Annotated in this window: 23 protein-coding genes; 9 read left to right on the top strand and 14 right to left on the bottom strand. The window is 59.8% G+C overall.

Annotated features, from left to right (window positions below):
- Positions 1-124: 124 nt before the first annotated feature.
- Entirely contained in the window at positions 125-1,930 is a 1,806-nt protein-coding gene (locus ABJ076_RS11370) for a chloride channel protein (protein WP_348187356.1), read from the bottom strand.
- A gap of 2 nt (positions 1,931-1,932) precedes the next feature.
- Positions 1,933-2,409 (bottom strand): thioesterase family protein, encoded by a 477-nt coding sequence (locus tag ABJ076_RS11365; RefSeq protein ID WP_348187354.1) that lies wholly within the window; start codon positions 2,407-2,409, stop codon positions 1,933-1,935.
- A gap of 75 nt (positions 2,410-2,484) precedes the next feature.
- On the opposite strand from ABJ076_RS11365, the gene ABJ076_RS11360 reads away from it, so the two are divergent.
- The 4 genes from ABJ076_RS11360 (at position 2,485) to ABJ076_RS11345 (ending at position 6,965) form a co-directional block, all read left to right on the top strand.
- Positions 2,485-3,414 (top strand): hypothetical protein, encoded by a 930-nt coding sequence (locus tag ABJ076_RS11360; protein ID WP_348187352.1) that lies wholly within the window; start codon positions 2,485-2,487, stop codon positions 3,412-3,414.
- 114 nt (positions 3,415-3,528) lie between these two features.
- On the top strand, positions 3,529-5,280 hold the full coding sequence (locus ABJ076_RS11355; protein ID WP_348187350.1) for a tetratricopeptide repeat protein: 1,752 nt from the start codon (positions 3,529-3,531) through the stop codon (positions 5,278-5,280).
- 225 nt (positions 5,281-5,505) lie between these two features.
- Positions 5,506-6,327 carry a VacJ family lipoprotein gene (locus ABJ076_RS11350; protein WP_348116224.1) on the top strand — a complete coding sequence of 274 codons (822 nt, stop codon included), beginning with the start codon at positions 5,506-5,508 and terminating at the stop codon, positions 6,325-6,327.
- A gap of 14 nt (positions 6,328-6,341) precedes the next feature.
- Complete coding sequence (locus tag ABJ076_RS11345) at positions 6,342-6,965, top strand: ABC transporter substrate-binding protein (protein WP_348116226.1); 624 nt, start codon at positions 6,342-6,344, stop codon at positions 6,963-6,965.
- Positions 6,966-7,036: 71 nt separating this feature from the next.
- Here the strand turns inward: ABJ076_RS11345 and ettA are convergent, their stop codons facing one another.
- From ettA to ABJ076_RS11330, 3 genes are all read right to left on the bottom strand, one after another.
- The gene (gene ettA, locus ABJ076_RS11340; RefSeq protein ID WP_348187347.1) at positions 7,037-8,719 is read right to left on the bottom strand and encodes an energy-dependent translational throttle protein EttA; all 1,683 of its coding nucleotides are present in this window, start codon (positions 8,717-8,719) and stop codon (positions 7,037-7,039) included.
- Positions 8,720-8,989: 270 nt separating this feature from the next.
- Positions 8,990-9,238 (bottom strand): GIY-YIG nuclease family protein, encoded by a 249-nt coding sequence (locus ABJ076_RS11335; RefSeq protein ID WP_348187345.1) that lies wholly within the window; start codon positions 9,236-9,238, stop codon positions 8,990-8,992.
- A gap of 210 nt (positions 9,239-9,448) precedes the next feature.
- A complete protein-coding gene (locus ABJ076_RS11330; RefSeq protein WP_348187343.1) occupies positions 9,449-9,592 on the bottom strand; it encodes a hypothetical protein in 144 nt (47 codons plus the stop codon).
- 672 nt (positions 9,593-10,264) lie between these two features.
- Between ABJ076_RS11330 and ABJ076_RS11325 the strand changes: the two genes are divergently transcribed.
- A complete protein-coding gene (locus ABJ076_RS11325) occupies positions 10,265-11,569 on the top strand; it encodes a serine hydrolase domain-containing protein (RefSeq protein ID WP_348187341.1) in 1,305 nt (434 codons plus the stop codon).
- Between the two features lie 105 nt (positions 11,570-11,674).
- Here ABJ076_RS11325 and ABJ076_RS11320 read toward each other — a convergent pair whose 3' ends face one another.
- The 4 genes from ABJ076_RS11320 to ABJ076_RS11305 are packed head-to-tail and all read right to left on the bottom strand — an operon-like array spanning position 11,675 to position 15,276.
- The gene (locus ABJ076_RS11320) at positions 11,675-12,562 is read right to left on the bottom strand and encodes a CoA ester lyase (RefSeq protein WP_348187339.1); all 888 of its coding nucleotides are present in this window, start codon (positions 12,560-12,562) and stop codon (positions 11,675-11,677) included.
- A 1-nt stretch (position 12,563) separates the two neighbouring features.
- Positions 12,564-13,793 (bottom strand): CoA transferase, encoded by a 1,230-nt coding sequence (locus ABJ076_RS11315; RefSeq protein WP_348187337.1) that lies wholly within the window; start codon positions 13,791-13,793, stop codon positions 12,564-12,566.
- Positions 13,790-14,872, bottom strand: coding sequence for a low specificity L-threonine aldolase (locus ABJ076_RS11310; protein ID WP_348187335.1), 1,083 nt, complete (start codon positions 14,870-14,872; stop codon positions 13,790-13,792). The genes ABJ076_RS11315 and ABJ076_RS11310 overlap by 4 nt, the downstream gene beginning before the upstream one ends.
- Positions 14,873-14,874: 2 nt before the next feature.
- Positions 14,875-15,276 (bottom strand): hypothetical protein, encoded by a 402-nt coding sequence (locus ABJ076_RS11305; RefSeq protein WP_348187333.1) that lies wholly within the window; start codon positions 15,274-15,276, stop codon positions 14,875-14,877.
- Here ABJ076_RS11305 and ABJ076_RS11300 point away from each other — a divergent pair.
- On the top strand, positions 15,275-16,267 hold the full coding sequence (locus ABJ076_RS11300) for an RluA family pseudouridine synthase (protein WP_348187331.1): 993 nt from the start codon (positions 15,275-15,277) through the stop codon (positions 16,265-16,267). The two genes, ABJ076_RS11305 and ABJ076_RS11300, sit on opposite strands and share 2 nt — an antisense overlap.
- A 159-nt stretch (positions 16,268-16,426) precedes the next feature.
- Positions 16,427-17,314 carry an RNA polymerase sigma factor RpoH gene (rpoH, locus tag ABJ076_RS11295; RefSeq protein ID WP_348187329.1) on the top strand — a complete coding sequence of 296 codons (888 nt, stop codon included), beginning with the start codon at positions 16,427-16,429 and terminating at the stop codon, positions 17,312-17,314.
- A 20-nt stretch (positions 17,315-17,334) separates the two neighbouring features.
- Here the strand turns inward: rpoH and ABJ076_RS11290 are convergent, their stop codons facing one another.
- The 4 genes from ABJ076_RS11290 to ABJ076_RS11275 form a co-directional block, all read right to left on the bottom strand.
- The gene (locus ABJ076_RS11290) at positions 17,335-17,829 is read right to left on the bottom strand and encodes a hypothetical protein (RefSeq protein ID WP_348187327.1); all 495 of its coding nucleotides are present in this window, start codon (positions 17,827-17,829) and stop codon (positions 17,335-17,337) included.
- Between the two features lie 63 nt (positions 17,830-17,892).
- Positions 17,893-19,890: a hypothetical protein gene (locus ABJ076_RS11285; protein ID WP_348187325.1), complete on the bottom strand. Its 1,998-nt coding sequence runs from the start codon at positions 19,888-19,890 to the stop codon at positions 17,893-17,895.
- Between the two features lie 229 nt (positions 19,891-20,119).
- On the bottom strand, positions 20,120-21,412 hold the full coding sequence (locus tag ABJ076_RS11280) for an adenylosuccinate synthase (RefSeq protein WP_348187324.1): 1,293 nt from the start codon (positions 21,410-21,412) through the stop codon (positions 20,120-20,122).
- A 52-nt stretch (positions 21,413-21,464) separates the two neighbouring features.
- The gene (locus ABJ076_RS11275; RefSeq protein WP_348187322.1) at positions 21,465-22,625 is read right to left on the bottom strand and encodes an ATP phosphoribosyltransferase regulatory subunit; all 1,161 of its coding nucleotides are present in this window, start codon (positions 22,623-22,625) and stop codon (positions 21,465-21,467) included.
- 159 nt (positions 22,626-22,784) lie between these two features.
- Here ABJ076_RS11275 and ABJ076_RS11270 point away from each other — a divergent pair, with 159 nt between their 5' ends.
- Together ABJ076_RS11270 and fabF are read left to right on the top strand one after the other, a co-directional pair.
- Positions 22,785-23,219, top strand: coding sequence for a MarR family winged helix-turn-helix transcriptional regulator (locus ABJ076_RS11270; RefSeq protein ID WP_348187320.1), 435 nt, complete (start codon positions 22,785-22,787; stop codon positions 23,217-23,219).
- 43 nt (positions 23,220-23,262) lie between these two features.
- On the top strand, positions 23,263-24,537 hold the full coding sequence (gene fabF, locus ABJ076_RS11265) for a beta-ketoacyl-ACP synthase II (protein ID WP_348202600.1): 1,275 nt from the start codon (positions 23,263-23,265) through the stop codon (positions 24,535-24,537).
- 55 nt (positions 24,538-24,592) lie between these two features.
- On the opposite strand, the gene ABJ076_RS11260 is transcribed toward fabF, so the two are convergent.
- Positions 24,593-25,789, bottom strand: a complete 1,197-nt coding sequence (locus ABJ076_RS11260; protein WP_348190176.1) for an MFS transporter — start codon at positions 25,787-25,789, stop codon at positions 24,593-24,595.
- Positions 25,790-25,897 lie beyond the last annotated feature (108 nt).

Below are 25,897 nucleotides of genomic sequence, written 5' to 3'. Positions count from 1 at the left end.
TGACTAACGGATCCGTTGTCGCACCTTTCAAGAGCCGGTCCCAAATGGTCGCGACAAACGGTAGACGGGGTGCCAATCCCCTGCTTGTCCCCAACGAGCAGACGGAGGCACCCCGTCGTGCTTTTCAGCCGAGATACCCGCCACGTTTACTCTGATCACCGTGCTCTTCGTCGCGCAGTTGCTCCAGAGCGCGATTATAGGCACGCATCACGTCAGTTTCTTCAAGCCAACCGATCAGAACTGGCGCATCCCGCCCCCTGACAACTGGGAGAATGCCATCGCCGACCCCGGCAAAACTATCAATCACCGGTCCAACCTTTTCCGATGCGAGCAGCACCGGGCGGGAATTATCAAGAAATGGTCCGAGCTCGAACACCCGCTGGGAATCGCCGGTAAAAACATCAGGCCCGAGCGCCGCAAGTGTCAGGGTTCCCGCCAGCTGCCCGCCCCCGTCCGTTACGAAAACAACACCGCCATTCGCTTTCAGCAGAGCAGCACGCACATCTTCTAGCCCGGCATCGTTCCGGATCACGGTCACATCCTCATGGAGCAGGTCCAAAACGGTCATTCCGCTCAACACCTCGACATCATGGCCACCACGAACCGTGACGCCACGGGCCTCCAGCTGGTTGTGAAAAAAGGACGGCCCATGCAGCGTCCGTGTCAGCAGGGATGCGATGACGACCGCCACCATCACGGCGATTGTCAGGCGATAGTCGCCAGTCAACTCCACGATGATCAGCATGGTCGAGATTGGCGCGCCGAGAACCGCACCGGAGACAGCGCCCATTCCGACCAGCGTGTAGGCGCCATGGCCCGAAGAGAGTTGCGGATAGGGGATAGATGCAATGATCCCGAACGCCCCGCCCACCATCGCTCCGATAAAGAGGCTAGGACTGAATATCCCGCCGCCAAAGCCGAATCCGAGCGAAATCGCAGTCGCCAGCATTTTCAGGAGTGCCAACCCGATAAGGGCGGCCAACACATAATTCTCATTCAGGGCATTATCCATCGCCTCGTAACCGACACCGAGAAGCTCGGGGAAAAAGATCGCAAGCGCGCCCACGGCAAGTCCGCCGACAGCTGGTCGTATCCAGCTCGGCAAGCGGGTGTGGTTGGCGAGAGACTGTATAGCCGAAACCAACCGCATGAAAGTGATTGCCGCCCCCGCTGCGACAACTCCGAGGAGGGCGAAAGCACCGAATTCCAGGAAGGAAGCGATCTCGTGCGGAGGCACAATAAAAGCTGGAACGTCCCCGAAATAGGCGCGTGAGACAATCGTGCCTGCGACCGAGGCAATGACGATCGGCGCAAACGCGGTCAGAGCGTAATGCCCGATCACCACTTCCAGAGCGAAAAACACACCGGCCACGGGCGCGTTGAACGATGCGGCAACCGCCGCTGCAACGCCACACCCGAGTAATGTACGCGATTGCGACCGGGCCAGCCTGAAGCGGCGGCCCATATAGCTGGCAATGGTCGCACCCAGATGAACTGCTGGGCCTTCACGGCCAACGGAGGCGCCGGAGCCGATGGATGCGGCACTGAGCAGAGCGGCCCCAAGGCCCGCCCGACCGGACATCCGGCCAGCCCTGAGGGCGTTCGCCTCAATCACGTCGGCCACACCCTGGGGCCGCCCGCCCGGCATCAGAAAACGGACATAGAGGCCGATCAAAAGGCCGCCCAGAGCCGGAGCCAGCAACACATGCCACCAGGCGAGCCCGGCGACACCCGAAGCGACGCGCTCATGATCAAAGCCAAAGAAACCGGTCTGGATCAGCCCGATCAGCTCACGAAACAACACGGCTGCAAATGCGGCAGCGATACCGACAGCAACGGCAAGTGCGGAAAGCAGGACCTGATCGTTCCAGATCCCGGCTGACGCCCGTCCCCGCAATACCCGCAACCAGGCGGTCAGCCGATCAGTCACCGCTAAGATCTCCTGATCGCGATTACGCGACCCGCCGCATCGGGCTTCGGCAGCGCGTCATGATCGCGCTTCAGATCTTGCAGGCGTTCCAGAACCGTCTTGGAAAACGGCGACGAACGCCGGGTTTTCAGGTCGATATGCATGATCATCAGCTCGTTTGTCGCGGCAAGATAGCCCTCGTCCGCATGATACATCCGGTGGAAAACATGCATACGTTTTGCATCGTGGTCGAGGATTTGCGTGCTGAAACGGAGCCCGTCGCCGAGCATCACCTCGCGATCATAGGTTAAATGTGCCTCCAGCACGAAGACCGAGGCATCACATTCTTCGCGGTAGGATGCACCGATGCCCAGATGATCCAGCAGAGCATCGGTCGCCTTGTCAAAGGCAACGACATAGTAGCCGACATTCATATGACCGTTATAGTCGACCCATTCCGGTTGGACCGTCAGTTCGCCGGAAGCGAAACACTTGTTCAAATCAACCTGTTCCATAAGCCGGACATTAGCGGCAATTGTTTTGTCCCGCCACGGCGCACAAACGGAAGTTCATCGGTGAGGCTTTTACAGTATCTCGGACGGCGCGCCGCGCTGGTAATGGCGCTCGGAGTCTTTATCGGGCTAGCCCTGCCGGAGCTGGCCGCCGTGGCAAAGCCCCTGCTCTCGCCGACAGTTCTGGTCATGCTGACCGTCGCCATGACCAGAACCGACGCTTCCTCCCTCGGCCAGACCAGCCGCCGGGCCGGAACCCACTTGGTCGCGCTGCTCTGGTTGCTCATTGTCACACCGTGCCTGATGTTCGCCGCTTTGGTCTTCATTGATGTGCCGCCGGAACTGGCGACGCCGATGCTGATATGGAGCGGCAGCCCGCCTTTGGTCACCGTTCCGATCATTGCCCTGATCATCGGGCTGGACTCAGCGGCAGCCCTGTTCCTGATGGTGGTCTCGACTTTCGTCTTCCCCTTCATCCTGCCGGGACTGCTGTTCTGGCTAATCGGCGTCGAGGTCCAACTGAGCGCTGGCGCCCTGACCCTGAAACTAGCGCTCATGATTGCTGGTTGCGCCCTAGTCGCAACCATTATCCGGCGCAAACTCGGCCCGGAAACCCTGCGGGAGAAATCCGCGATTTTTGATGGTGTCGCGGTTGTCCTGATGCTGGTTTTCGCTGTCTCGGTTATGGATGGCGTGCGCGATTGGCTGGCCACCGACCCGGCGACAGTCATGCTTTACGTCGGGGCGGCGTTTGCCGGCAGTCTTGGCCTGCAGCTGATTGGCGGACTGGTGTTTTTCTGGACCGACCGTCAAAATCAACTCTCTGTTGCCTTGTCCTCCGGAAATCGCAACATGGCGCTGTTCATGGCAGCGGCAGGATCGGCGCTCGGACCGGAGGCCTTTCTGTTTTTTGCCGTCGCCCAGTTTCCTATCTATATACTGCCCGTTGTGCTTAAACCCATTTATCAGAAACTGTCCGCGCGAAATCATTGATTATCGCCGAGATGTTTCCCAAATGATCTAGCGATATTAATGAATTAGCGTTTATTGCAAGTTAGACTGCCGAACATTCCGATAACGCCTTCTAAGGCAAAAAGGAGAACGCCTTTGCGTTCTGCGATCACACGGGCAAAGCGACGGGGTCGGCTTGGCCTCTGGCAAAGGCGGCTGACGATTATTGCGCTGACCGCCATTGCGGTGTTGGCGAGTTACTTTTTTACCCTCGGAGCAGCCAAAAACTATCAACATCTGGTTGGTATCACGATCAGCGTTTTCGGGATCTGCGCCCTGATCGCGGACTGGGTGGTTTCCCGCGACATCAAGAGAGGCGGCGGTGTCCAGGCGATGCGCTCGGGCGGCACCCTCAGCACTGGGCCCGGCGCAATGGCGGGGCGACTCTGGGCCCAGGGCGAAGGGTTCCGGTTACATGGTCTCAACACAGAAGCGCGCGAAAACTTCAACGAGGCGGAAAGCCTGTTCAAGGAGGCCAAGGACGCGGACGGCGTGACCGAGTGCAAGATCAGCCTCGGAAAGCTTGATCGCGCCCGTGATCAGACAGACGACGCCTCCAAGAAATTCGAGGCTGCCTACAACACAGCGAGCGAGGCCAAGAACCGGACGGGAATGGCCAACGCCCTGCTGCAACAGGGCTATCTGCTGATCAACAAGAAAAGCGCCGATGGTGCGCGGCAAGCCTTCGAAGAAGCCGGAAAACTCTATATCGATGAGAACAGCCGGTTTGGTGAAGCCAATGCAGCACTCGGTGCGGCAGAGGCATCCATGCAGCTCACCAAGTCGGACGAAGCGGCCGGAGCCTTCGAGCATGCCCATTTTCTGTTCAGCCAGGTCGGCGACCGTAACGGCGAGGCGCATGCACTTTATTGCAGGGCAGAGATCGACCGGCAGCAAAGGCGCTCCGCTGAAGCCCAAAACCGCTTCGAGCGCGCCCTCACCCTCTACCGCCGGACCGGCGACTTTCTTGGCGAGGCGACCGTTCGTCTTGCTATGACCGATATCCTGCGCCGCCTAGGGCGAGCGCCGAATGCGCAAGCCACAGCGCTTGAAGCCGCAGACCGATTCCGTGACGCAGCCCGGCGGGTCGGCAACAGTCCGATGCTGGCCGGGCGCGGAGACACCAGACGAGCGCCGATCCGGTTTGAAATAGCACGCTCCCAAGGCGGCATCGCCCGCACCATGCTCGCCGACTCGCAAGATGACTCTCTGGAAGCCCGGCTGCTTGTCGGGCTTGGTGAAATGGAACGGATGGGAGGTCGGCTTGAAGACGCCCGGATGAACTTCGAGCGGGCAATTCAACTTTCGAAAGGCACCGACAAGCTGGCGATCCTGGCCGACGCTCTGAAAGGCAAGGGACGCGTCGAAATGCAGAAAGGCAACTCGCGCGGCGCCCGCGAAGTGATGAAGGAAGCGCAGAACCACTATAAGACTGCTGGCGGCGCCCGCGACGCGGCGCAAACCCTGATGGATATGGGCCAAATCGACCTTTTAGTGGAAAACCCAGATCGGGCACGGGTTACATTCGCCCAAGCTAGGACCATGTATCGTGGGCTTAATGAGATCGGACTGGAAGGCGCGGCCCTCAGAGCCATAGGAGATTTGGAATCACAACTCGGACGATTACCGCAGGCACAGCAGGCGTACGCGGAAGGACGCGGATTGTTCCGGCAGGCCGCCGATCATATCAGCGAAGCCGATTCCCTTTTGATGATCGGGCTGCTGTCCATCAATGTGGACAATGCGACCGCGGCTGCCTTCACAATTCAGGCAGGTCGCCTTTACAAAGCGGTCGGTACGGTCGAGTGGTATCGGCGTGCTTTTTCTCTGGCGCGCCGGATCAAATAGCACACGAGAAAGACAGCGGGAGAACGCGATATTTTTGCAACATCATCGCGGTAAGAAATTGACGATAAATTGCGAAGCCTTGGCCTCGAGAAGACCTCTGTGGTACGAGCTTACATTCCAGATTGAGGATTTCGGGTCGATGGAATGCATTTTGCGCAAGTTAAATGCATTCGCCGATTCTGAGGCGGTTATTCGCTGAAACGCGCAGGTAACGGATTGAGATATATGACTTTTCTGTCTCGCATTCACCGGACCGCCGGTGTTTTTTTCGTGCTGGTCGCGCTCGCAGGCTGCGCGACACCGCCGGAACAAGATTCCTCCGGGCCACAGATCTACGACCCCATTGAGCCGGTCAACCGCATGTTCTTCGCCGTCAACGATACGGTAGACATCTTTGTGCTGCAGCCAACGTCGTTCGTCTACAAGACTGCCGTTCCGGATCCGATGCGGGAGATGGTCCGCAACTTCCTTCACTGGCTGCGCTCCCCCGTTGTGATTGCCAACAGCTTGTTGCAAGGCGACGCGGACAATGCCGGCAATGCGACCCGTCAGTTTTTTGTCAACGGCATCACCGCCGGAATGATCGATTGGGGCCAGGGCCAGAACTGGGCTTACCGCGACGAAGATTTCGGCCAGACCCTTGGCGTGCACGGAGTCAGCGGTGGTCCTTATCTTGTGCTGCCTCTTCTCGGCCCCACGAACGGTCGTGACCTTGCCGGTCGCGTCGTCGACATGTTCTTCGACCCACTGACCTATATCGTCAGCGGCCAGGACGCACAAAACGCGATCTCTATCGGTCGCGGCGGCACCGAAGCCGTCGATTTCCGTGCCCAAAACTTTGATCAGATCAATGAGCTGAAAGCGTCTTCGATCGACTATTACGCCCGCCTGCGCTCCATCTATCTGCAGCGCCGGGAAGCGTTAATCCGGAACGGCGAGCCGACGGCCGCCCCACTGACGGCAGACGGCAGCCAGGAGTTCGAGGACTTCAATCCTTCCGACCGGCCGAATTCCGTTACCGGCGAACTACCAGCCAAATCGAATTGAGAAAGGCAGACACGATGACCGTTTTCCATCGCGCGATTACCCTGCTTTTCCTTTGTTTAGCGGTTCCATCGGCACCTGTACTGGCCGACGACAAAGGGGCCGCTGCGGAAAAATTTGTGGCTGTCCTCGGTGATTCGGCACTGGCGCTGGTGACAGACAAAGAGGTCGTCGGCAAAGAGCGCCGGGAAAAGTTCCGCATGCTGCTGGATGAACATTTCGATCTTAACTGGATCGGACAGTTCGTTCTTGGCAGGAACTGGCGCCGAGCCAGCCCGGAGCAGCGTGAACTCTACCTGAAGCTTTTCGAAGAGAGCATCGTTTTCACCTACACGAACCAGTTCGACAGCTATTCCGGGCAGATATTCGAGGTCACCGGTAGCGGCGAAAAGGGCCGCTATACAGTGGTGAAGAGCAAGATTGTCGACCCTGCGAACCCGAACGGCAATGTGCTGATCGACTGGCGTCTGATCGAGGACGGCGGGAAGTTCCGGATCGTCGATGTGGTGGTTGAAGGCATCAGCATGGGCATCACCCAGCGAAACGAATATGCCTCTGTGATCGAAAGCAACGGCGGCAAAATCGCTCCACTGCTAGTACGCATGGAAGAGATCCTCGCAGGGTTGCGCAGACGCACCTGATCATTATCGAATTCCGCCCATAAAAAACGCCGGCTTCGAAGCCGGCGTTTTTCGTTTATGCGAGAGAGCGATCAGGCACGTGCGATCGGCTTGTACTTGATCCGGTGCGGCTCCACCGCTTCGGCGCCAAGACGGGCCTTCTTGTCTTCCTCATAAGCCTGATAGTTGCCCTCGAACCACTCGACATGGCTGTCGCCCTCAAAGGCTAGGATGTGGGTCGCAATCCGGTCGAGGAACCACCGATCATGGGTGATGACCACGGCGCAACCGGCAAATTCCAGAAGAGCCTCTTCCAACGCCCGCAGCGTGTCGACGTCGAGATCGTTCGTCGGCTCATCAAGCATCAACAGATTGGCGCCGGATTTCAGCATCTTGGCCAGATGCACCCGGTTGCGCTCACCGCCCGACAGCTGGCCGACCTTCTTCTGCTGGTCGCCGCCGCGGAAGTTGAACAGGCCACAATAGGCACGGCTCTGCATCTTGCGCTTGCCGAGATCGATCTCGTCCAGCCCGTCAGAGATTTCCTCCCAGACGGTTTTCTTCGCGTCCAGGGAATCGCGGGACTGGTCGATATAACCGAGTACGACAGTATCGCCGACCGTGAAGCTGCCGCTGTCTGCGGTTTCCTGGCCGGTGATCATCCGGAACAGCGTGGTCTTACCAGCACCGTTCGGGCCGATCACGCCGACAATGCCGCCCGGAGGCAGCTTGAAGGACAGATCGTCGATCAGCAGACGCTCGCCGAACCCTTTGTTCAGATGATCGGCCTCGATCACCTGACCGCCGAGACGCGGACCGGCCGGGATGACGATCTGCGCCGTGTCGGTGCTCTTCTCCTCGCTCTTCGCCAGCAACTCTTCATAAGCATTGAGGCGGGCCTTGCTCTTCGCCTGGCGGGCACGCGGCGACTGCCGGACCCATTCCAGCTCTTGGTTGAGGGAGCGCTGACGAGCATCTTCGGTCCGGCCTTCCTGCTCCATCCGCTTCTGCTTCTGTTCCAGCCAGCCGGTATAATTCCCCTCGTATGGAATGCCCTTGCCGCGGTCCAGTTCCAGAATCCAGCCGGCCACTTCGTCAAGGAAGTAGCGATCATGGGTCACGGTCACGACGGTGCCCGGGAAATCGTGCAGGAAGCGCTGCAGCCAGGCGACGGACTCAGCATCCAGGTGGTTGGTCGGCTCATCGAGCAGCAGCATGTCCGGGGTGGAAAGCAGCAGCTTGCAGAGCGCCACCCGGCGGCGTTCACCACCGGACAGCTTGGTCACATCCGCATCGCCCGGCGGCAGCCGCAGCGCGTCCATGGCGATCTCGACCTTGCGGTCCAGATCCCAGGCGTCGGCGGCGTCGATCTTCTCTTGCAGCTCTCCCTGCTCTGCCAGCAGGTCGTTCATCTCGTCGTCGGTCATTTCCTCGCCGAACTTGGCGCTGACCTCGTTGAAACGATCGAGCAGGTCCTTGGTCTCACCCATGCCTTCCATGACGTTGCCATGCACGTCCTTGTCGGCATTCAGCTCCGGCTCCTGCGCCAGATAGCCGACCTTGATGCCGTCGGCCGCCCAGGCTTCGCCCACGAATTCCGAATCGACACCCGCCATGATCTTCAACAACGTCGATTTACCGGCGCCGTTTCCGCCGAGCACGCCGATCTTGGCGCCGGGCAGGAAGGACAGATGAATGTTCTTCAGAACCTCGCGCCCGCCGGGCCAGGTCTTGCTCAGACCTTTCATCACGTAAATGTACTGGTACGCAGCCAAGGCGACGCTCCTATGAAGTATGAGAATGAGGCCAGAGTTGTATCCAAGTGCAGCCCCGGCGGCAATGGGCGGGTTACGGTGGGCTGATTGAAGGCTCCTGCGGGAGCGGTTCCATAGCCTTTTCCCGGACTTGATCCGGGACCTTCCGGCGAAGGGCGGTACCTCTTGATCTGACAATTTCGGACACGACACCATGATCGAAAAGGTCCCGGGTCGATGCCCGGGAAAACACATCTGTTAAAGTGGCGGAGTGGTGAGTGCTGGGGGCGTTCAAAACAGCTCTTCGAACCTGTCGCGCCATTCAGGGTTATGCCGTTCGATCATTTCGACCTTCCAGCGTCTCCTCCAGCGCTTCACTTGATATTCCCGATAGCGCGCCTCCTCCATGCTCTGGTGCGGCTCGAAATAGACCAGGTCATGTACATTGTAATGCCTGGTGAAACCGGCGATGGCGCCGCTCCTGTGCTCGGGCCATGCGCCGGGGCAGGCCGGAGGTGACGCCGGTATAGAGCACGCCATCCGGTTTGCTCGCGAGGATGTAGACGAAAGAGCGCATGTCCCGTTTATGGAAGGGGTGTATGCGTTTTTTTCCCGGACTTGATCCGGGACCTTTTCGATCATGGGGTGGTGTATGGAATAGAAAGGTGGTGCCTTGTGTTGAAAGGTCCCGGATCAAGTTCGGGAAAACGATGAGAGGGATCCGGGAAAACGGCCCAAGGGCCAGACGCCCTACCCCCTCCGCGTGATCCGGTCGCGCAGCACGCGCCGCGCCCGCTCAACCACCGGGACATCGATCATCTTGCTGCGGAAGCTGACGGCACCGAGACCTTCGGCCATGGCCTCGTCATAGACAGCGACCATCGCTTCCGCCATCTCAACTTCCTCCGGCCTTGGCGAGAACAATCAGCACCTGAGCCGGGTGGACGTAGGAGCCGCCTTTCATGCCGAGCTGACGGGCGCTCATCGCACTCGCCAGGAAAGCTTCCATGTCGGTGATCTAGGCGATGGAGCCGGCATAACCGAGCGGCAGGATGTCCGCCTCTAAGCCATGCCGGTGGACCAGTATTCGCGCGGCGGAGACCAGCGGCTGTATCAGCATCGACCATCCGTCCCACCGTCTGGTATCCAGACCCGCAGCTCTACAGCGCTGACCATTGCGACAAGAACGATCGGAAATACTGCAAGCAAGCGCCGGGACGATAGCGCATGATAATGGCGCACCTGAGTGGTGAGTCCTTCTGACGTGGGATGCCCGGTATCAGGCAGTTGCCCTGGTTGCATCCGGTCTATGTCGCCTGATTATTTTTCAGTATCCGGTTTTATCTGATGCCCTGACTGCACGATTATAGCGTTATAGGTATGCTTCCGGTCCAACTGCAGAGCGAAATCTCGCATATGGTGTATGACTTGATAGGACAGATTCTCGGACGGTAAGGGAAAGCCCGTAGCAGTCTCCGACCGTTCCGTTCTTAGGAGGTGTCGAGCAACTCTGGGAATGGCCTGCTTTTCTGAGAATTTGGAAGCACATCGAAATCGGAGGGAACCGTGCTTAAAGCTGCAATTTATTTCTTAGTTCCGATCCTGCTTGGATCTGTACAGGTCCACGCTCAGGAGATGCCAAAGCCTGCTCCCGTTCAAAAAGCCCTTGATGGCTGGAGCAACAAAGAGGCCCTTGATTTCCTTCGCAACTTCAATGTGAACGACCTGACCATCGGCGCGCCGGCCGCGCTCTGGTACCATCGATATGCCGCACAGACGAACAAAACAGCCATTCTCGTGCGTCGCCAACCCATCATGGAAATGCCCAAGGCAACTCTCCGCGAGATCGGGAAAATCACAGCTACGACCGAACTTGGCACCATGACGCTTGATGAGTTTCTTGTGCACCCAGACAGCTACGCACAAGGCTTCATCGTCGTCCACAAAGGGAAAATCGCCTACGAGACCTATCCAGGTATGGCTGAACTTGACCCGCACTTCTGGGCCTCGGTTGCGAAGATCTTGGCCTCTATGGCTGTCGACATCCTGATCGACGACGGCCGGATCGACGAGAATATGACGCTCGGCCACTATGTCCCGGAGTTCAGAGGATCCGTTTGGGAGACCATAAAGGTCGTCAACGCGCTCGACATGTCGGCCGGACTGGATGTGCGAGACGATGCCACTCAATTCGCCGATCCCGACTCTGTAACCTCGAGGCTGTTCAGGGCGGAGCTTGGAGAGGAGCGGGACGGCAAGATCGAATACATGCTCGACGTCTTGCTCGACGCCAAACGCGTCGAAGAATCCGGGAAAAACTACATCTACTCTTCTGGTGTCACACAATCCCTGGTTTTTCTCGCCGAAGCGGTAAGTGGCCGGCCATGGTCCGATTTCTTTGACGATCGTGTCTGGTCGAAAATAGGCGCAGAAGGACCACTTCAGGTGCATCTCTCCCCGGATGGGATCGCCATTGTACATGGACCGGTTTCATCGAACCTTCGCGACCTTGCTCGTGTTGGCTTGCTCTATACGCCGAGCTGGAGCGCGATCTCGACCGAGCGCATCGTTTCGCCGTCGGCGCTCGACAGGATTCAGAATTCTCCGCGAACGAAAGAATTCTATTTTGGAGGAGAGGCCGGGTCGGGTCAGAGATTTTCGAAGAGGCTCGGCGACAATACGATCAGGACGGCGGCGCGCCAGTGGGATGCTGTTTTCGAGGACGGTGATTTCTTCAAATCGGGTCTAAACACCCAAGGAATTTACGTTTCCCCGGATCGCGATCTCGTGATTGCCTATTTCTCCACGGAACGCTCACAACAGATCCAGAAATATCTCCGCCCCATCGCATTATCCGAAGCCTTCGACTAACGGAAAAGCGGGAGCACCGATCCGGGCTCCCGCTTTTGCCAATACGGTCGTTGCGGCCGTCGTATCTGGATCGCGTCCCGGGTTCATCTTACTTCCGAAGCCGCTTTAACTCCGCGCCGCGATCCTGTCGTGCAGCACCAACACGCGCCTCGCCCGCTCAACCACCGGGACATCGATCATCTTGCCACGGAAGCTGACGGCACCTAGGCCCTTTGCCATGGCGTCGTCATAGGCAGCGACCATCGCTTCCGCCATCTCAATTTCATCCGGCCTTGGCGAAAACACCTCGTTCAGGATCGGAACCTGGGCCGGGTGAATGCAGGAGCCACCTTCCATGCCGAGGGCGCGGGCGCGTTTCGCACTGCCACGGAAGGCGTCCATGTCGGTGATCTCGGCGATGGAGCCAGCATAGCCGAGCGGCAGGATATCCGCCTCGCGGGCCGCGCGCTGGACCAGACGCATGTCTTCCAGCAAGTCCTCCGGGCCGAGGGACGGCATGCCGAGGGCGGCGGAATAGTCTTCCTGGCCAAGGGACAGGCCCATCAGGCGCGGGCTGGCCTTTGCGATCTCGCGCACGTTATTCAGACCACGCGGGGTTTCGATCAGCCCCATGAAACGGATGGAGCCGACAGTCATATCGCGCTCGCGCTCAAGCTCCTCGACGATCTCGTCAAGAAAGCCGAGATGATCGGCGGATTCCAGCTTCGGCAGGCATAGTCCGGAGACTTCCGGCCAGACAGCGGCTTCGAGATCCAGCGAAGCCATGCGCCAGGGCCGGTTGATGCGGACCAGCACTTCCGTGCCCGCGTCCGAGATCAGCCGGGCTGCATCGCGCACAGCCGCCCGTGCGGCAGGCTTTTCGGCTGGCGGGATGCTGTCCTCAAGATCGAGCTTGATGACATCCGCACCGCGCGCTGTGGCTTTCTCGATAAAGCGCTGGTTGGTCACCGGCACATAGAGCAGCGAGCGCCAGAGCGGCAGAGCGCGCGACATGTCAGATCACTCCCTCGTCAGTCAGTTTAGCCTGCTCGGCCACATCGACGCCAAGCGCGGACCAGATCTCTTCATTGTGCTGGCCCAGTTCCGGTGCCGGACTGCGAACCTCGCCCGGCGTGTCCGACATGCGCGGGATGACCGCATGCATCGGCAAGGTCCCGATATCGACATCCGGGAAGCTCTCGACCACGCCGCGCCCTTCCATGTAATCGTCATCAGCAAGCTGGGCGACATCGGCGACGGGACCGACAGTCACACCCGCTTCCTCGAAGATGGCGAGGCATTCGGCCTGGGTCCGCTCGCCCATATAGTCGGCAATGATCGGGTCCAGAATGTCGTTATTCTTCACCCTGTCGGAATTTGTTCTGAAGCGCGGATCGTCGATCAGTTCCGGTCGCCCGATGGTGCGGAACAGCCGCTCCGCCATGGCCTGGATAGAGCCGGACAGCGCCACATATTTGCCGTCCTTGCATCGATAGGTGTTACGCGGGGCAGTCAGGTTGGACCGGCTGCCGGTGCGTTCCGGCACCTTGCCGCTGAGCGCGTAATTCGCCGCTTCGGGGCCGAGGATGGCGTGGATCGGCTCGAACAGGGAGAGATCAATGCTCTGCCCCTTCCCGCCCGACACCTCGACATTCCTGAGCGCCACCATGACCGAGAAAGCGCCGTAGAGGCCAGCGATCATGTCTGCCAAAGCAAGCGGCGGCAGCACCGGCGGCCGGTCGCCGAAACCGTTCAGGGCGGCGAACCCGCTCATCGCCTCGACCAGCGAGCCGAAACCGGGCTTATGCATCCAGGGGCCAGTCTGGCCCCAGCCGGAGACGCGGACCAGGGTCAGATTTGGGTTCAGCCCTTGCAGAACGTCAGGCCCGAGACCCCAGTCTTCCAGGGTGCCCGGCTTGAAGTTCTCCACGATGGCATCGGCGGTTTCCACCAGCTTCAGGAACAGCGCCTTGCCTTCCGGCTTTCGCAGATCGAGCGTGATACTCTTCTTGTTCCGGCAATAGACTTTCCAGTGGGTCGCCACGCCCTCGGTTTTCCAATTACGCAGGTCGTCACCGAAGCCCGGCCGCTCGATCTTGATCACCTCAGCGCCGTAATCAGCCAGCACGTGCGTCACCATGTTACCGGCGACAAGCCGGGAGAGATCGAGCACCCGCACGCCGTCCAGCGGCAGCTTGGCGTCACTATTGTAATCGCTTTCGGGATACCGTCCTGCGGTGGTCATCCGGCAATCTCCCCTGCACCAACTCGGGCAGCAGCCAGGAAATGCTCGATGTCCGCATCGGTCGTATTGAACGCAGTGACGAGGCGAATACCCACACTGCCGTCATCCGCCTCGGCAAAGGCGTAATACTGGCACCCAGCGGAGCGCAGGGCCTGATGCACCGGCCCCGATATCCGAGCGAAGATCTCGTTGCCCTCGACAACATGCAGAAGCTCCACGCCAGGCAGAGGCGTGAGACCGTCCGTCAAGCGGCGGGCGGCATCGTTCGCGGTCTTGGCGTAGCGCAGCCAGTTATCATTCTCGAGATAGGCAGCGAGCTGGGCCGACAAAAAGCGCATCTTGGAGAACAGATGGCCGCCCCGCTTGCGCCGGAATTCGAAATCCTTCGCCGCTTGCGGATCGAAGAAGATCACCGCTTCCGCCGCAAAGGCACCGTTCTTGGTGGCACCGAAAGACAGGGCATCGACGCCGGCCTTCCAGGTCGCCTCGGCGGGTGAGCAGCCAAGGCTGAGCATCGCATTGGTGAACCGGGCGCCATCCATGTGAAGCTTCAGCCCATGCGCATGGGCGACATCGGCAATGGCCCGGATCTCGTCCAGGCTGTAGGCCGTGCCCTTCTCCGTCAGCTGGGAAATACTGACCGCCGCTGGCTGGGCGTGGTGCACCGCTGACGCCGCGCTCGGATCACCGAGTTTATTCGCCAAGGTCTCTGCGGAGAACTTGCCGTTATCGCCAGCCAGTACAGTCAGCTTGCCGCCACCGATATAGAATTCCGGTGCCGCGCACTCGTCTTCCTCGATATGCGCGCCTTCATGACAGAAAACCACGCCATAAGGCGGCGAAAGTACCGACAGGGCCAGAGAATTGGCAGCAGTACCGGTCGCGACGGGATGGGCGACCAGGTCGGTTTCGAAAATCTCCATCGTGCGGCGGCAAAAAGCCTCTGTCAGGTCGTCATTGCCGTAAGGCATGGCGAAACCGGTGGAGGCTTCCTGCAGCGCGGCCATGATTTCCGGCGCCGCACCGGCGACATTGTCGCTGGCGAAATTGACGGTCCAAGCGTTGGGGGTGCTGCTCATTCCTACTTTTCCCGGGTGATATTGAAGAGGCCAAGCTCCTTACCGGTCGCAAGATCGTAAACCAGGAGCCGAACCTTACCGTTCTGAAGGTTCATCCGAAGGATCATCCGGCCGTCTTCAAACTGGACCGAGCCAAGACGGGCGCCGTTCGGAATAGTTACATCGACAGTGCCGAATCCAGTCGCAACCTGCCGCACTGTCGGGGCTTCCACTGGCGGAGAAGCAGGCGCTGCCACCGGCGCCTCATCTCCGGCGCTCAGCCGGGTGGCAACCGTATAGGCGATCACACCGAGGCCGCCTAGGATCATCAGCCCCATCACAACCACGGCTATTTTCGCCGGCAGAAGCCAGCCCGGTTCAGCCTGCTTTTTGTTTTCATCGCTATCGGGTAGGTTCGCCGCCATGGATCCTGCTTCAGAAAATTTTCAGATAGAGATCGTGTCCGGCGATGCCGACGCACGGGAAGAGAATATCGACCGCATTGACCGCTGGCTCGCCGGGCGTCTGGCAGAGATGCCGGATACCCCAAACCTGTCCCGGAGTCGCCTGAAAAACCTCATCCTGGAAGGCCGCGTCAGCTGCGGAGACGGGACGATAACCGACCCCTCGGGAACGGTCAAACCAGGCCAATCCTATCGCGTCGATATTCCGCCACCGGAACCGGCGGAACCCGAAGCCGAAGAAATCCCGCTTACGATAATCTACGAAGATGCGGATCTGATCGTGGTCGACAAGCAGGCTGGGCTGGTCGTGCATCCCGCGCCCGGAAGTTGGGACGGCACCCTGGTCAACGCACTGCTCTCCCATTGCGGCGGCAGCCTCTCCGGAATAGGCGGGGTGAAACGGCCCGGCATCGTGCACCGGATCGACAAGGACACCAGCGGCCTGATGGTCGTAGCCAAGAGCGACGATGCGCATCAGGGTCTGGTGGTCCAATTCGCCGCCCACACCATCGAGCGCCGCTACCAAGCGGTCGTGCGCGGCGTGCCGACGAAATCGTCCGACCGGATCGAGGGCGCCATCGGCCGGAGCCAGCGCAACCGGAAAAAGATGGCGGTTACCGCGACCGGCAAACCGGCTGTCACTCATTACAAGATGATTGAACGGTTCGGCATGAAAGCCGCACTGGTCGAATGCCGCTTGGAGACCGGGCGCACCCACCAGATCCGTGTCCATTTATCCAATATCGGCCATGCACTGGTCGGCGATCCGCTCTATGGACGCAGCAACAAGGCATCCGATCCGGAGCCTATCAAGGCTTTTACCCGGCAGGCATTGCATGCGGCAGTGCTTGGTTTCGAGCACCCAATAAGCCATGAAATGCTTCGGTTCGAGAGTCCTCCGCCGGCCGATATGGAGCTGCTTATGGCAGGATTACGCAGTAATCCTGAATAAGGTATTTTCCAGTTATGTCCAATCGAACGTTAAACAGGCCTTAAAATGCCCACATTGGTCTCCCATATAGATGGTAACAGGGAATTTGGCGCCACGAATGAGGCCGCACCCGTGTTGTGACGGCCGGAAGCGGACGTCTGGAAGGATTTGGAGGGGACCATGGCAATAGCAACTCAGCTCCCGACACTGTCGGCGGAAGGTAATCTAAGCCGTTACCTTCAGGAAATTCGCAAGTTTCCGATGCTGAAGCCGGAAGAGGAGTACATGCTCGCCAAAAGCTGGCGGGAGCATGACGATTCCGATGCCGCGCACAAACTCGTCACCAGCCACCTTCGGCTCGTCGCCAAGATCGCCATGGGCTATCGCGGCTATGGCTTGCCGGTCGCCGAGCTGATCTCCGAAGGCAATGTCGGCATGATGCAGGCCGTGAAGCGCTTCGATCCGGAGCGCGGCTTCCGCCTTGCCACCTATGCCATGTGGTGGATCCGGGCGGCCATTCAGGAATACATTCTGCATTCCTGGTCGCTGGTAAAAATAGGAACCACGGCGGCGCAGAAGAAGCTGTTCTTCAACCTGCGCAAGCTGAAAGGCCAGATGCAGGCCATTGAGGAAGGCGATCTTTCCCCCGAACGTGTGACGGCTATTGCCACCAAGCTCGAGGTCCCGGAGCAGGACGTTATCAACATGAACCGGCGGCTCGCCGCGCCTGACCATTCCCTTAATGCGCCCCTGCGTGTTGACGGTGAAGGCGAGTGGCAGGACTGGCTGGTCGATGAGGGCGAGAGCCAAGAATCGCAACTCGCGGAGAGCGAAGAGCTGGACCAACGGCGTCAGCTTCTATCCGTTGGCATGGAAACCCTGAACGAACGCGAGCGCCACATCCTGACGGAACGGCGGTTGAAGGAAAACGCGACAACGCTCGAAGACCTCAGTCAGGTCTACAATATCAGCCGGGAGCGTGTGCGGCAGATCGAAGTCAGGGCCTTCGAAAAGCTCCAGAAAGCAATGCGCAACGCTGCCATGGAGCAGCGTCTCGAAACGGTCTGAATAACACCAATGGCCGGGGCTTAACCGTCCCGGCCTTTTCCAGTTTTGTCGTCCTGCGGCTCGCTATTATCCAGGGTGCCTGCAACACCCGGCCCCCATTCTTCGACAAGTTCCCTTTGACGACGGCGTAGCCTGCCGATGCGCTGTTCAATACGCATGGCAATCCCCATCGAGACAACGCCCGGCGCCAAAAGATAGATGCACCAGCCGAGACCGGCAGCCCCCAGCATTGTCAGCCATGCGAACGGGTCGGCCATGATCTCAAACGCCTTGGCGTAGGAATGGTCCTCCGACCAGAGCCGGGCAACGAATGGCAGCACCCCGACGAAATTCATGCAGCCGACGCACAGTGTCGTGTATTTCTCACGCCTCTGGTCAACCATCATGGCGGCGAAGGTCGGCAGCATGCCAAGCCCCAGGACCAGAACGGTGGGCAGTGTGAACAACATCAGGCCGCCAACGACCGTGAAGACGATAACCTTCAAAGATGATGCGCTTGCCGAGTTTGATGCCATCTCTGTTTCCGATTGCCCGTTTTGTTCCGCCCGCGTCCCCGCGAGGATGCGACAGAGCGCAGTCTAAACCAAATAGAGGATCACGATAGCCGTGGTTCCCACACTGCCGACAACACCGGAGATCACGGCCGCCGCCTGCTCACCGAGTTCCGCCGCCAGGCTGTCCTTGTTCTGCAAATCGAGATTCATCTGGGCAACCTGAACCGCACAATGGGCGAATTCCTGTTGCGCCCGGGCAAAACCTTGCTGATCCCGTTGCTGAGCCCTCTGATCGTCAAAGATTTTCAGGATTTCACCGAGTTGACCGCTCTCAGACGCCTTCATCACGCTGGTTTCGACCGCCGCCCGGGCCTTCAGATTGTGAAACCCGTTCACGGCCGGTTTCATCAGTTCGGTAAACCATTGGCAAAGCCCCGGCATGGGGCCATTCCGCGACAGGGTCTGTATCCGCGCAAGCAGCCGCATAACGTTCAGTGCATCGATCGCCGGCCGCTTGTCCGTGGAGTTACCAAGCGGGCGCAGCAACCGTTCCTCGATGTCGTCAGAGCGGGCACCAAGAAATGCTGCGAGATGACGGTCCATTGGAATAGGAGGCCGGTTCTGGCCCTGAGCAACGGCCTCAAGCGAGGGGATCACCTCTCCAGGATCCGTGACATAGAGATGCTCGATCATCGAGCTCATACAATGAATGTCTTCATTCAGCTCGTAGAGGACACGCTCAATCCCGTATCCAGGCCCGGTACTGTTCAGGAAAGTCGGCAACTTATCGAACTTCGAGAACAGCTCCAGCAAGTCCTGCTTCGAGCGCGTCTGTACCGACATCCATGGACCAACAGAGCGGCTGGCGATGAACCCGGCGATCATCTGGCGAGTGGCATCGTCGTTGAAGTTCAGCGCCAGGGTCGGACCGACACCATCGATATGGCAGGAAAAGCCCTTATGGCGAATCGGTGCGCTCGGATCGAGGCCGATGGCAACCCGGGTGACCAGACGGGCGTCTTCATCCTTTGGTGCGCTCTGAATTCCGGTCGCGCCGCCGGTCACTTTGTTGACAGCTTCGACCACATTCTCGTCGCCGAGAGAGCGCCGCAGCCAATTGTCAAAATCCTGTCCCCGGACAAGTTCCGCCGCCGTGTTCCAGTTACGCCCGATGGCATGCGCGACAGCCCGTACGTTCTCATATGTACCACCGCCAACCGTCATTGGCCTTGCAGCCTTAGGCGGCAGTTTCACCTGCTTCGGTGTGAGACGGCGACCGCCTAGCCAGAGTTCGAGATCGCGGATTGTCCACCGTTCCCGGGGTTCGTCCGTCAGCAGACCACGCAACACTTCGACCATGTTCATCTGCAATCTGGTGTTGCCGACGAGACAGGCATAGGACCCCGAATTGATACGGTCGTAAATCATCCGTTGCGGATCGGTCGCCTCCGGCATCATCCGGCCGGTAAGCAAGGAGAGTAGCGTCACGCCAACCGAGAACAAGTCGTCCAGCACCCCACCCTCTCCCCGGGCAGTGCGATCGGCCATGACGCATTCAAGACTTTCGCAACTATCGGGCTGGTAGAGGCCGGGAGGACCGCTGACACATTCCCCCACCATGACGGAGCGTCGTGCGGGATCTGAATAGAACAGGTTATCGGGGCGGATATTTCTATGCGTGACCCCGCGCTGAGACATCTCCCGCAAGGTCGCGACAAGCGGCGTCAGGAATCCGCGCGCCAACTGCTCGTCCGTGAATGGCTCGATCACCTCGCCGGGATCGGAGAAAAGACGCGTACCGCGTGGTCGGTCGAGGATAAGAGCAGGCATACGCCGACCGGAAAGGGTCCAGTTGACGACCCCATGATCGTGCACGCGCATCAGATTGTGTTTAGGAAAGCCTTTGAGCCCGTTTATGGTTTCGACCCGCAACGGCACTTTCGGATCGCAAATTAACGCAAAAAACTCGTTACCGCCGCCCTCAGTGCAGACATACGCTTTCCCCGACGGTGAATCGTAGTCGGGCAAAGGTTGAGCGGGATCGATTTCAAACCGGTCGCTGAGTTTGACTAGATCGGCCATACGCGGCAGGTCTCTTCTTCCTGACACAGGCCCCGGCGCGGGTATTTTCCCGCAACTCTTCCTGCATCTAGTCGAATTGATGGAACCTGACCGGCCGCACGGATCGACATGACCCCGACGGATCAGGCTTCAATAACCTATCCGGTTTCCCAATCTTTCGCTCGAAATGCAAGAAAAAGCATCCCGGGAAGACCAGTTAGCCGTCTGATTCTATGGCGTTCTGATGCAATCAGCCGCGGAACGGGTCATGCACCAGAATGGTGTCCTCACGCTCGGGACTCGTAGAAAGAAGCGCCACCGGGGTTTCGATCAGCTCTTCCAGATAGCGGATATATTTAACCGCGTTTGCCGGAAGGTCAGCCCAGGAACGGGCGCCGAACGTGCTTTCCGACCAGCCTTCCATGGTGGTGTAGACCGGCTTCACTGCTGCCTGATTTCCGGCACCAGCGGGGAAATAGTCAAGCGTCTCGCCGTCCAGCTCGTAGCCGACACAGATTTTCAGCTCGTCGAAGCCGTCCAGCACATCGACCTTGGTCAGCGCAATACCGTCAACGCCGGAGACCTTCAGGGCCTGACGGACCATAACCGCATCGAACCAGCCGCAGCGGCGCTTGCGTCCGGTTACGACGCCAAACTCCTTGCCACGCTCACCGAGCCGCTGGCCAACCTCATCCTCCAGTTCCGTCGGGAACGGACCGGAGCCAACGCGGGTGGTGTAGGCCTTTACCAGACCAAGCACATAGCCGACATCGCGCGGGCCGAGCCCGGAGCCCGCAGATGCCTGTCCAGCCACTGTGTTCGAGGAAGTGACGAACGGATAGGTGCCGTGATCAACATCAAGCATGACGCCCTGGGCGCCCTCGAAAAGGATCCGCTTGTCAGCGGCGACTGCCGCTTCAAGCTCCCGCCAGACCGGCTTCACGAACGGCAGCACCGTACCGGCAATCTCCGCAAGCTGGTCGATTGTCTCCTGCGGATCGACCAGCTCTTCGCCAGCGCCCTTCAAGAAGATGTTGTGATGTGCGATAAGCGCGCGCACGCGCACGGCCAGGGTTTCCGGATCGGAAAGATCGGAAACCTTCACCGCACGGCGTGCAACCTTGTCTTCATAGGCCGGACCGATGCCGCGACCGGTGGTGCCGATCTTGCCTTCGGCCAGCACCGCTTCGCGGGCCTGATCAATGCGGCGGTGTACCGGCAGGATCAGGGATGCATTGTCAGCAATCACCAGAGTATCGGTGGTGATCTTCACCCCGGCCTTGCCCAGCGTCTCGATTTCGTTCTTAAGAGCCCACGGATCGACAACCACGCCGTTACCGATAACCGAGAGCTTGCCCTCGCGAACAACACCGGACGGCAGCAGGCTCAGCTTGTAGGTCTGATTGCCGATAACGAGCGTATGGCCGGCATTATGACCGCCCTGGAAGCGCACGATCACGTCTGCGCGTTCAGAGAGCCAGTCAACAATCTTGCCTTTGCCTTCGTCTCCCCACTGGGCGCCGATCACCGTGACATTTTTCATGTGTCGTCTCGTCTTTCTTGAATTCCGGCCGCGCGCTGCGGCACCGGCACAATCAGAGCGCCACCGGCGCTCCATCTTTCAGGATATGAGTACAGCCGAGGCGGGACGCTTCTAGCGCCGGATCGGGGTCCTTGTCCAATGCTGCAATGGTAATCCAGCCCTGCTCCCGGAGTGCACGTGCTTCATCTATCGAGGTTTCGAAAGGCATATAAAGCCGCTCAGGGCGTGTCGGATCCGGCAATGCCCGCAACACAGTTTCCATATACAACGTGAAACCGGTCGAGCCGAGACCATCCCCGCCATCCACCTGGTAACGGCCGCCGCGCCCAAGTTCGCCACGCACACCGCGCGCGAACAGACTGAAACCGAAGCCGGTGTAATATTCAAAACCGCGATTCTCCACCGGATCGATCGTCATGGCGAGATCGGGCTCGATCTCCGCCACGCTTTTCGCGATCGCGGCAACACGGTCGATAGCCGCACGAGCAGTCTCCGGCAACTCGATACCCGACAATTCATCAAGCGCGTTCTGCCAGGAACCGGCAGCATCCATTAGCTGGGTCACCACCGGTGCGAGATCCCCCGCGAGGCGGCGCACCTCAGCTGTATGCTTCCGGTCGATTGCGGTACGCAATGATCGCAACGTTTCTCCCGGCAGATCGGAGCCCGCCAAAAGGATCGGGATAACGCGCGGCGCGGTGAGATCCACGGAGAGGTCGGTCACGCCGATGGCGCGCAACGCTTCCACCGCCAGCAGCACCGGCTCCGCATCGGCAGCGACGCTGTCGCCACCAAGCAACTCCGCGCCAACCTGGACCAACTGACGCTCCGGGCTCAACTGATTGGCCGAAACACGCAGCACTTCGCCCGCATAGCAAAGCCGCAAGGGCCGCGGCTCCTGCTTCAGGCGGGTCGTTGCAATCCGGGCGATCTGGACCGTCATGTCCGCGCGCACGCCCATCATTTTCTGCGACACCGGGTCCATCAGGCGGAAGGTGCTGTCGCTCATGGCGGCGCCCGGCCCGGCGAAGAGCGAAGTCTCGAACTCCACCAGCGGCGGCTTAACACGCTCGTAACCATGCGACGCACAGCGGGCCAGCAATGCTTCGATTACGGCAGCCTCGTGCGCCGCATCAAGCGGCAGCACATCACGCAGGCCTGCAGGCAACAGGGCATGCTTGGTCAATTCGCTCTCGCTGTCGGGATGCGACACGCGGTCTCTCCGGATAAGAAGGCTTGGAAATCGCCTTGTCCTAGCCGTTTTGCGCCTCTGCCGCAACCGGATGGTGCCTCAGCCCCCCGCTCCGTGTGCACGTGCCGCCAGATATTCTTGGCCCTTTACAGAAGTGCATATGCACATTATGTACAACAAATGGACTCGAAAACTGCCAAACACATGACAACCTACTGCCTGTTGGTGAATTCACGGAAGGCAGCCCGGTCGATCACCCGGCGCTATAACAAACTTGCCCGGGAGCACGACCTTCAGGCCACCCAGCTTGGGCTTCTGTTCTCCATTGCAGGTGGCGGTTTCGGCTCCATCAGCGAACTTGCCGAGCGGACGGCCGTGGAACGCAGCGCCATGACCCGGAACCTGCAGGCACTCCGCAAGAAAGGTCTTATCCAAGCCGAAAATGAGGGCCGCGGCCGCTCCCAGAAAGTCTCATTGACCGAGGAAGGCGAACGCCGGGTCGAAGAGTTCATCCCGGTCTGGTTCGAGGCGCACGACAAGGTGCGAGAGGAGCTTGGCGAGGAGAAATGGAACCAGGTTCAGGACGCCCTGAAGATCCTGGCCGATCTTGAGTGACTATTTTGAGCAAAGTTGTGCATATACATAACTGGAGAAACAAATGTCTGACGATCCGATTGTGATAACCGGCATGGGCCTCGTGACACCGCTAGGGCGGGGTGTCGAGGCGGTTTGGAACAGGCTTCTCGAAGGCCGTTCCGGCATCCGCGCGATTGACCGGATTGACGTCTCCGACCTGCCGACACGCATTGCCGGACTGATCCCCTCCATCGAGGAGGATCCGGTAGCAGGACTGGATATCGACGCCGTGGTCTCTACGAAGGACCGCAAGAAGGTTGATCTCTTCACGATCTATGCGTTGGCGGCGGCTGAAGAGGCCCTGACCCAGGCCGGATGGAAGCCGGAGGACCAGGAAAGCCGTGATCGCACCGCAACCGCCGTTGCTACCGGTATCGGCGGCTTCCCCGTGATCACAGAAGCAAAGACCACGCTCGACCAGCGCGGCTACCGGCGCCTCTCCCCTTTCGTCATTCCCGCTTTCCTCGGCAATCTCGCCGCCGGGAACATATCCATCCGTTACGGTTTCAGGGGACCGATCGGCACGCCGGTTACCGCCTGCGCCGCCGGGCTGCAGGCCATCGGCGACGGCATGCGGCTGATCCATTCGGGTGAGACCGACGTGGTTCTGGCAGGTGGCACGGAAGCCTGTATCGACCGGTTGACCATCGGCGGCTTCGCAGCCGCACGCGCCCTCTCCACCCGGAACGACAACCCGGAACAGGCTTCACGGCCCTATGACAGGGGGCGGGACGGCTTCGTGCTGGGTGAAGGCGCGGGGTTGGTCGTGCTTGAACGGAAAAGCCACGCCGAGGCACGCGGCGCCACACCGTTGATCGAGGTTGCGGGCTATGGCACCAGCGCGGATGCCTATCACCTGACGTCAGGGCCGGAAGATGGCTCAGGCGCAGCGCTCGCCATTGATGCCTGCCTGAAGCGGGCGGCAGAGAGCCCGGGCGCAATCGGCTATATCAATGGCCATGCAACCGCGACACCGATCGGCGACCGGGGCGAGATCGCCGCGCTTCGCCGGGTGTTCGGCGCGGACCTTGCCGGCATACCGATCTCCTCGACGAAATCCTCCATCGGGCATCTGCTCGGTGCCGCCGGCGGGGTGGAAGCGGTCTTCACCGCCCTCGCCGTACTGCGCGGGGTTCTGCCGCCGACGCTGAATTTCGGCAGCGCCGACGATGGCGCGGAAGACCTGGATTTCATCCCGCTGAAGGCACGGGCGAAGACACTCCGCAGCGCCCTTTGCAACAGCTTCGGCTTTGGCGGAGTAAATGCTTCCCTCTGCCTGCGCGCGGTTGCCGCATAAAGACTCTTGCCCCGATGATGGGCATGCTTGATAGCATGCCCATTATTCGCTCGCCTCAGCTTCCCCTCAGTGACGCAATCCCGACCACCATCGCGACGACAAACATCAGCGCCGCGACAACACCCAGCGCCGCCGAGATGGAGAAAGCGGTCAGCACCCCGCTCGCGAAGATCACCCCGACCGCGTTCGAGGTGCGTAACAGGGCGAACGCTTCCGGACGTTTATCCGGTGTAACAAGCGTATCAAGGATAAGGGAGTAGTAAGTTCCCAGAGGCGCCAGAACGCAGCCGATCATGACGGCTCCTATAATGGTCGCCGTGAGAGACAGCTGAAACGCAGCAAGTGTGGCCCCGACAGCCATAAGCAACAATAGAAGCACCACCGTCCGGCGGGCGAGGCTACGATTGTAGATGCTGATCAGGATGCCGCCCGTAACCGAAGCCAGACACAATGGGACCGTGAACAGGATGGCAAGCGCGGGCTCGTACCCAAACTCCAGAGCGAGGGCAACGGCGCCGATCTCTATGGCCGCGACCGTTGCACCGCCTGCTGCCCCGCACATAAGCCACAGGGCAATCGCCGAAGTGAGCACCGAGGTCTTGGCCGCCCGCACGTTCTCACCATGGACCGACTGGATATGCGGGACGAGAAAGACAGGGACGGCGCCGAGAAGTGCCAGCGCAAGGATGGCGAAGACTGGCGAGATCGTCCCGAGCCCCGACGCAGCCACCGGCGCAAGAACGAACGTGACTTCGTTGAGGGTCGCCGAGATACCCAGTGCCCGGGGCAGACTTGTCGTCGATGCCAGGCTGTTGAGGATGGAGCGCAAATATCCGAAAGCCGCACCATTCACCGATCCTGCGAGCGCCGCACAAACGAACAGCCAGACAAAGGGGACTTCATGCGCGGCCAAAGCAGCCATCAGGATCAGGGCAATCGTACGGATCACGATCAGGATTTGCAGGAACCTTGCCGCCGACAAGGTTCGCCCCAGGCGCGTAATCGGCACCGCTCCAAGCACCTGGGCCAGTGTCATGGCCAGGATCAGTGCGGCGCCCCGGCTAGAGTCGCCGGTGAGACTCAGGGCAAGCAGCGAGAAAGCGACCGGGGATGCCGCCTGTGGAACGTTCAGGGTCGCAGACGATATGAACCAGCGCAGCAGCCCCCACCGGCTGCGAGGCCCATCGGAGAGAGCCGCTTCAGGGAGTGAACGGCCGGAGTTGCCGGACTTGAGATCAGTATGATTTGTCATGCTCGGGGCTATGCACTGGTCAGTTTCAGCCCGATTGGCCAACCAGTTTTAGAAATGCCTGCGGGAACAAGAACGATCCAAGCCATGTATCGGCCCCTTCTTTCAAAT

Origin of the sequence: Nisaea sp. (assembly GCF_039990255.1) — a bacterium.
Classification (GTDB): domain Bacteria; phylum Pseudomonadota; class Alphaproteobacteria; order Thalassobaculales; family Thalassobaculaceae; genus Nisaea.
Note: the sequence above shows the minus strand (reverse complement) of the source record. Positions and strands in the feature narration are given on the sequence as shown.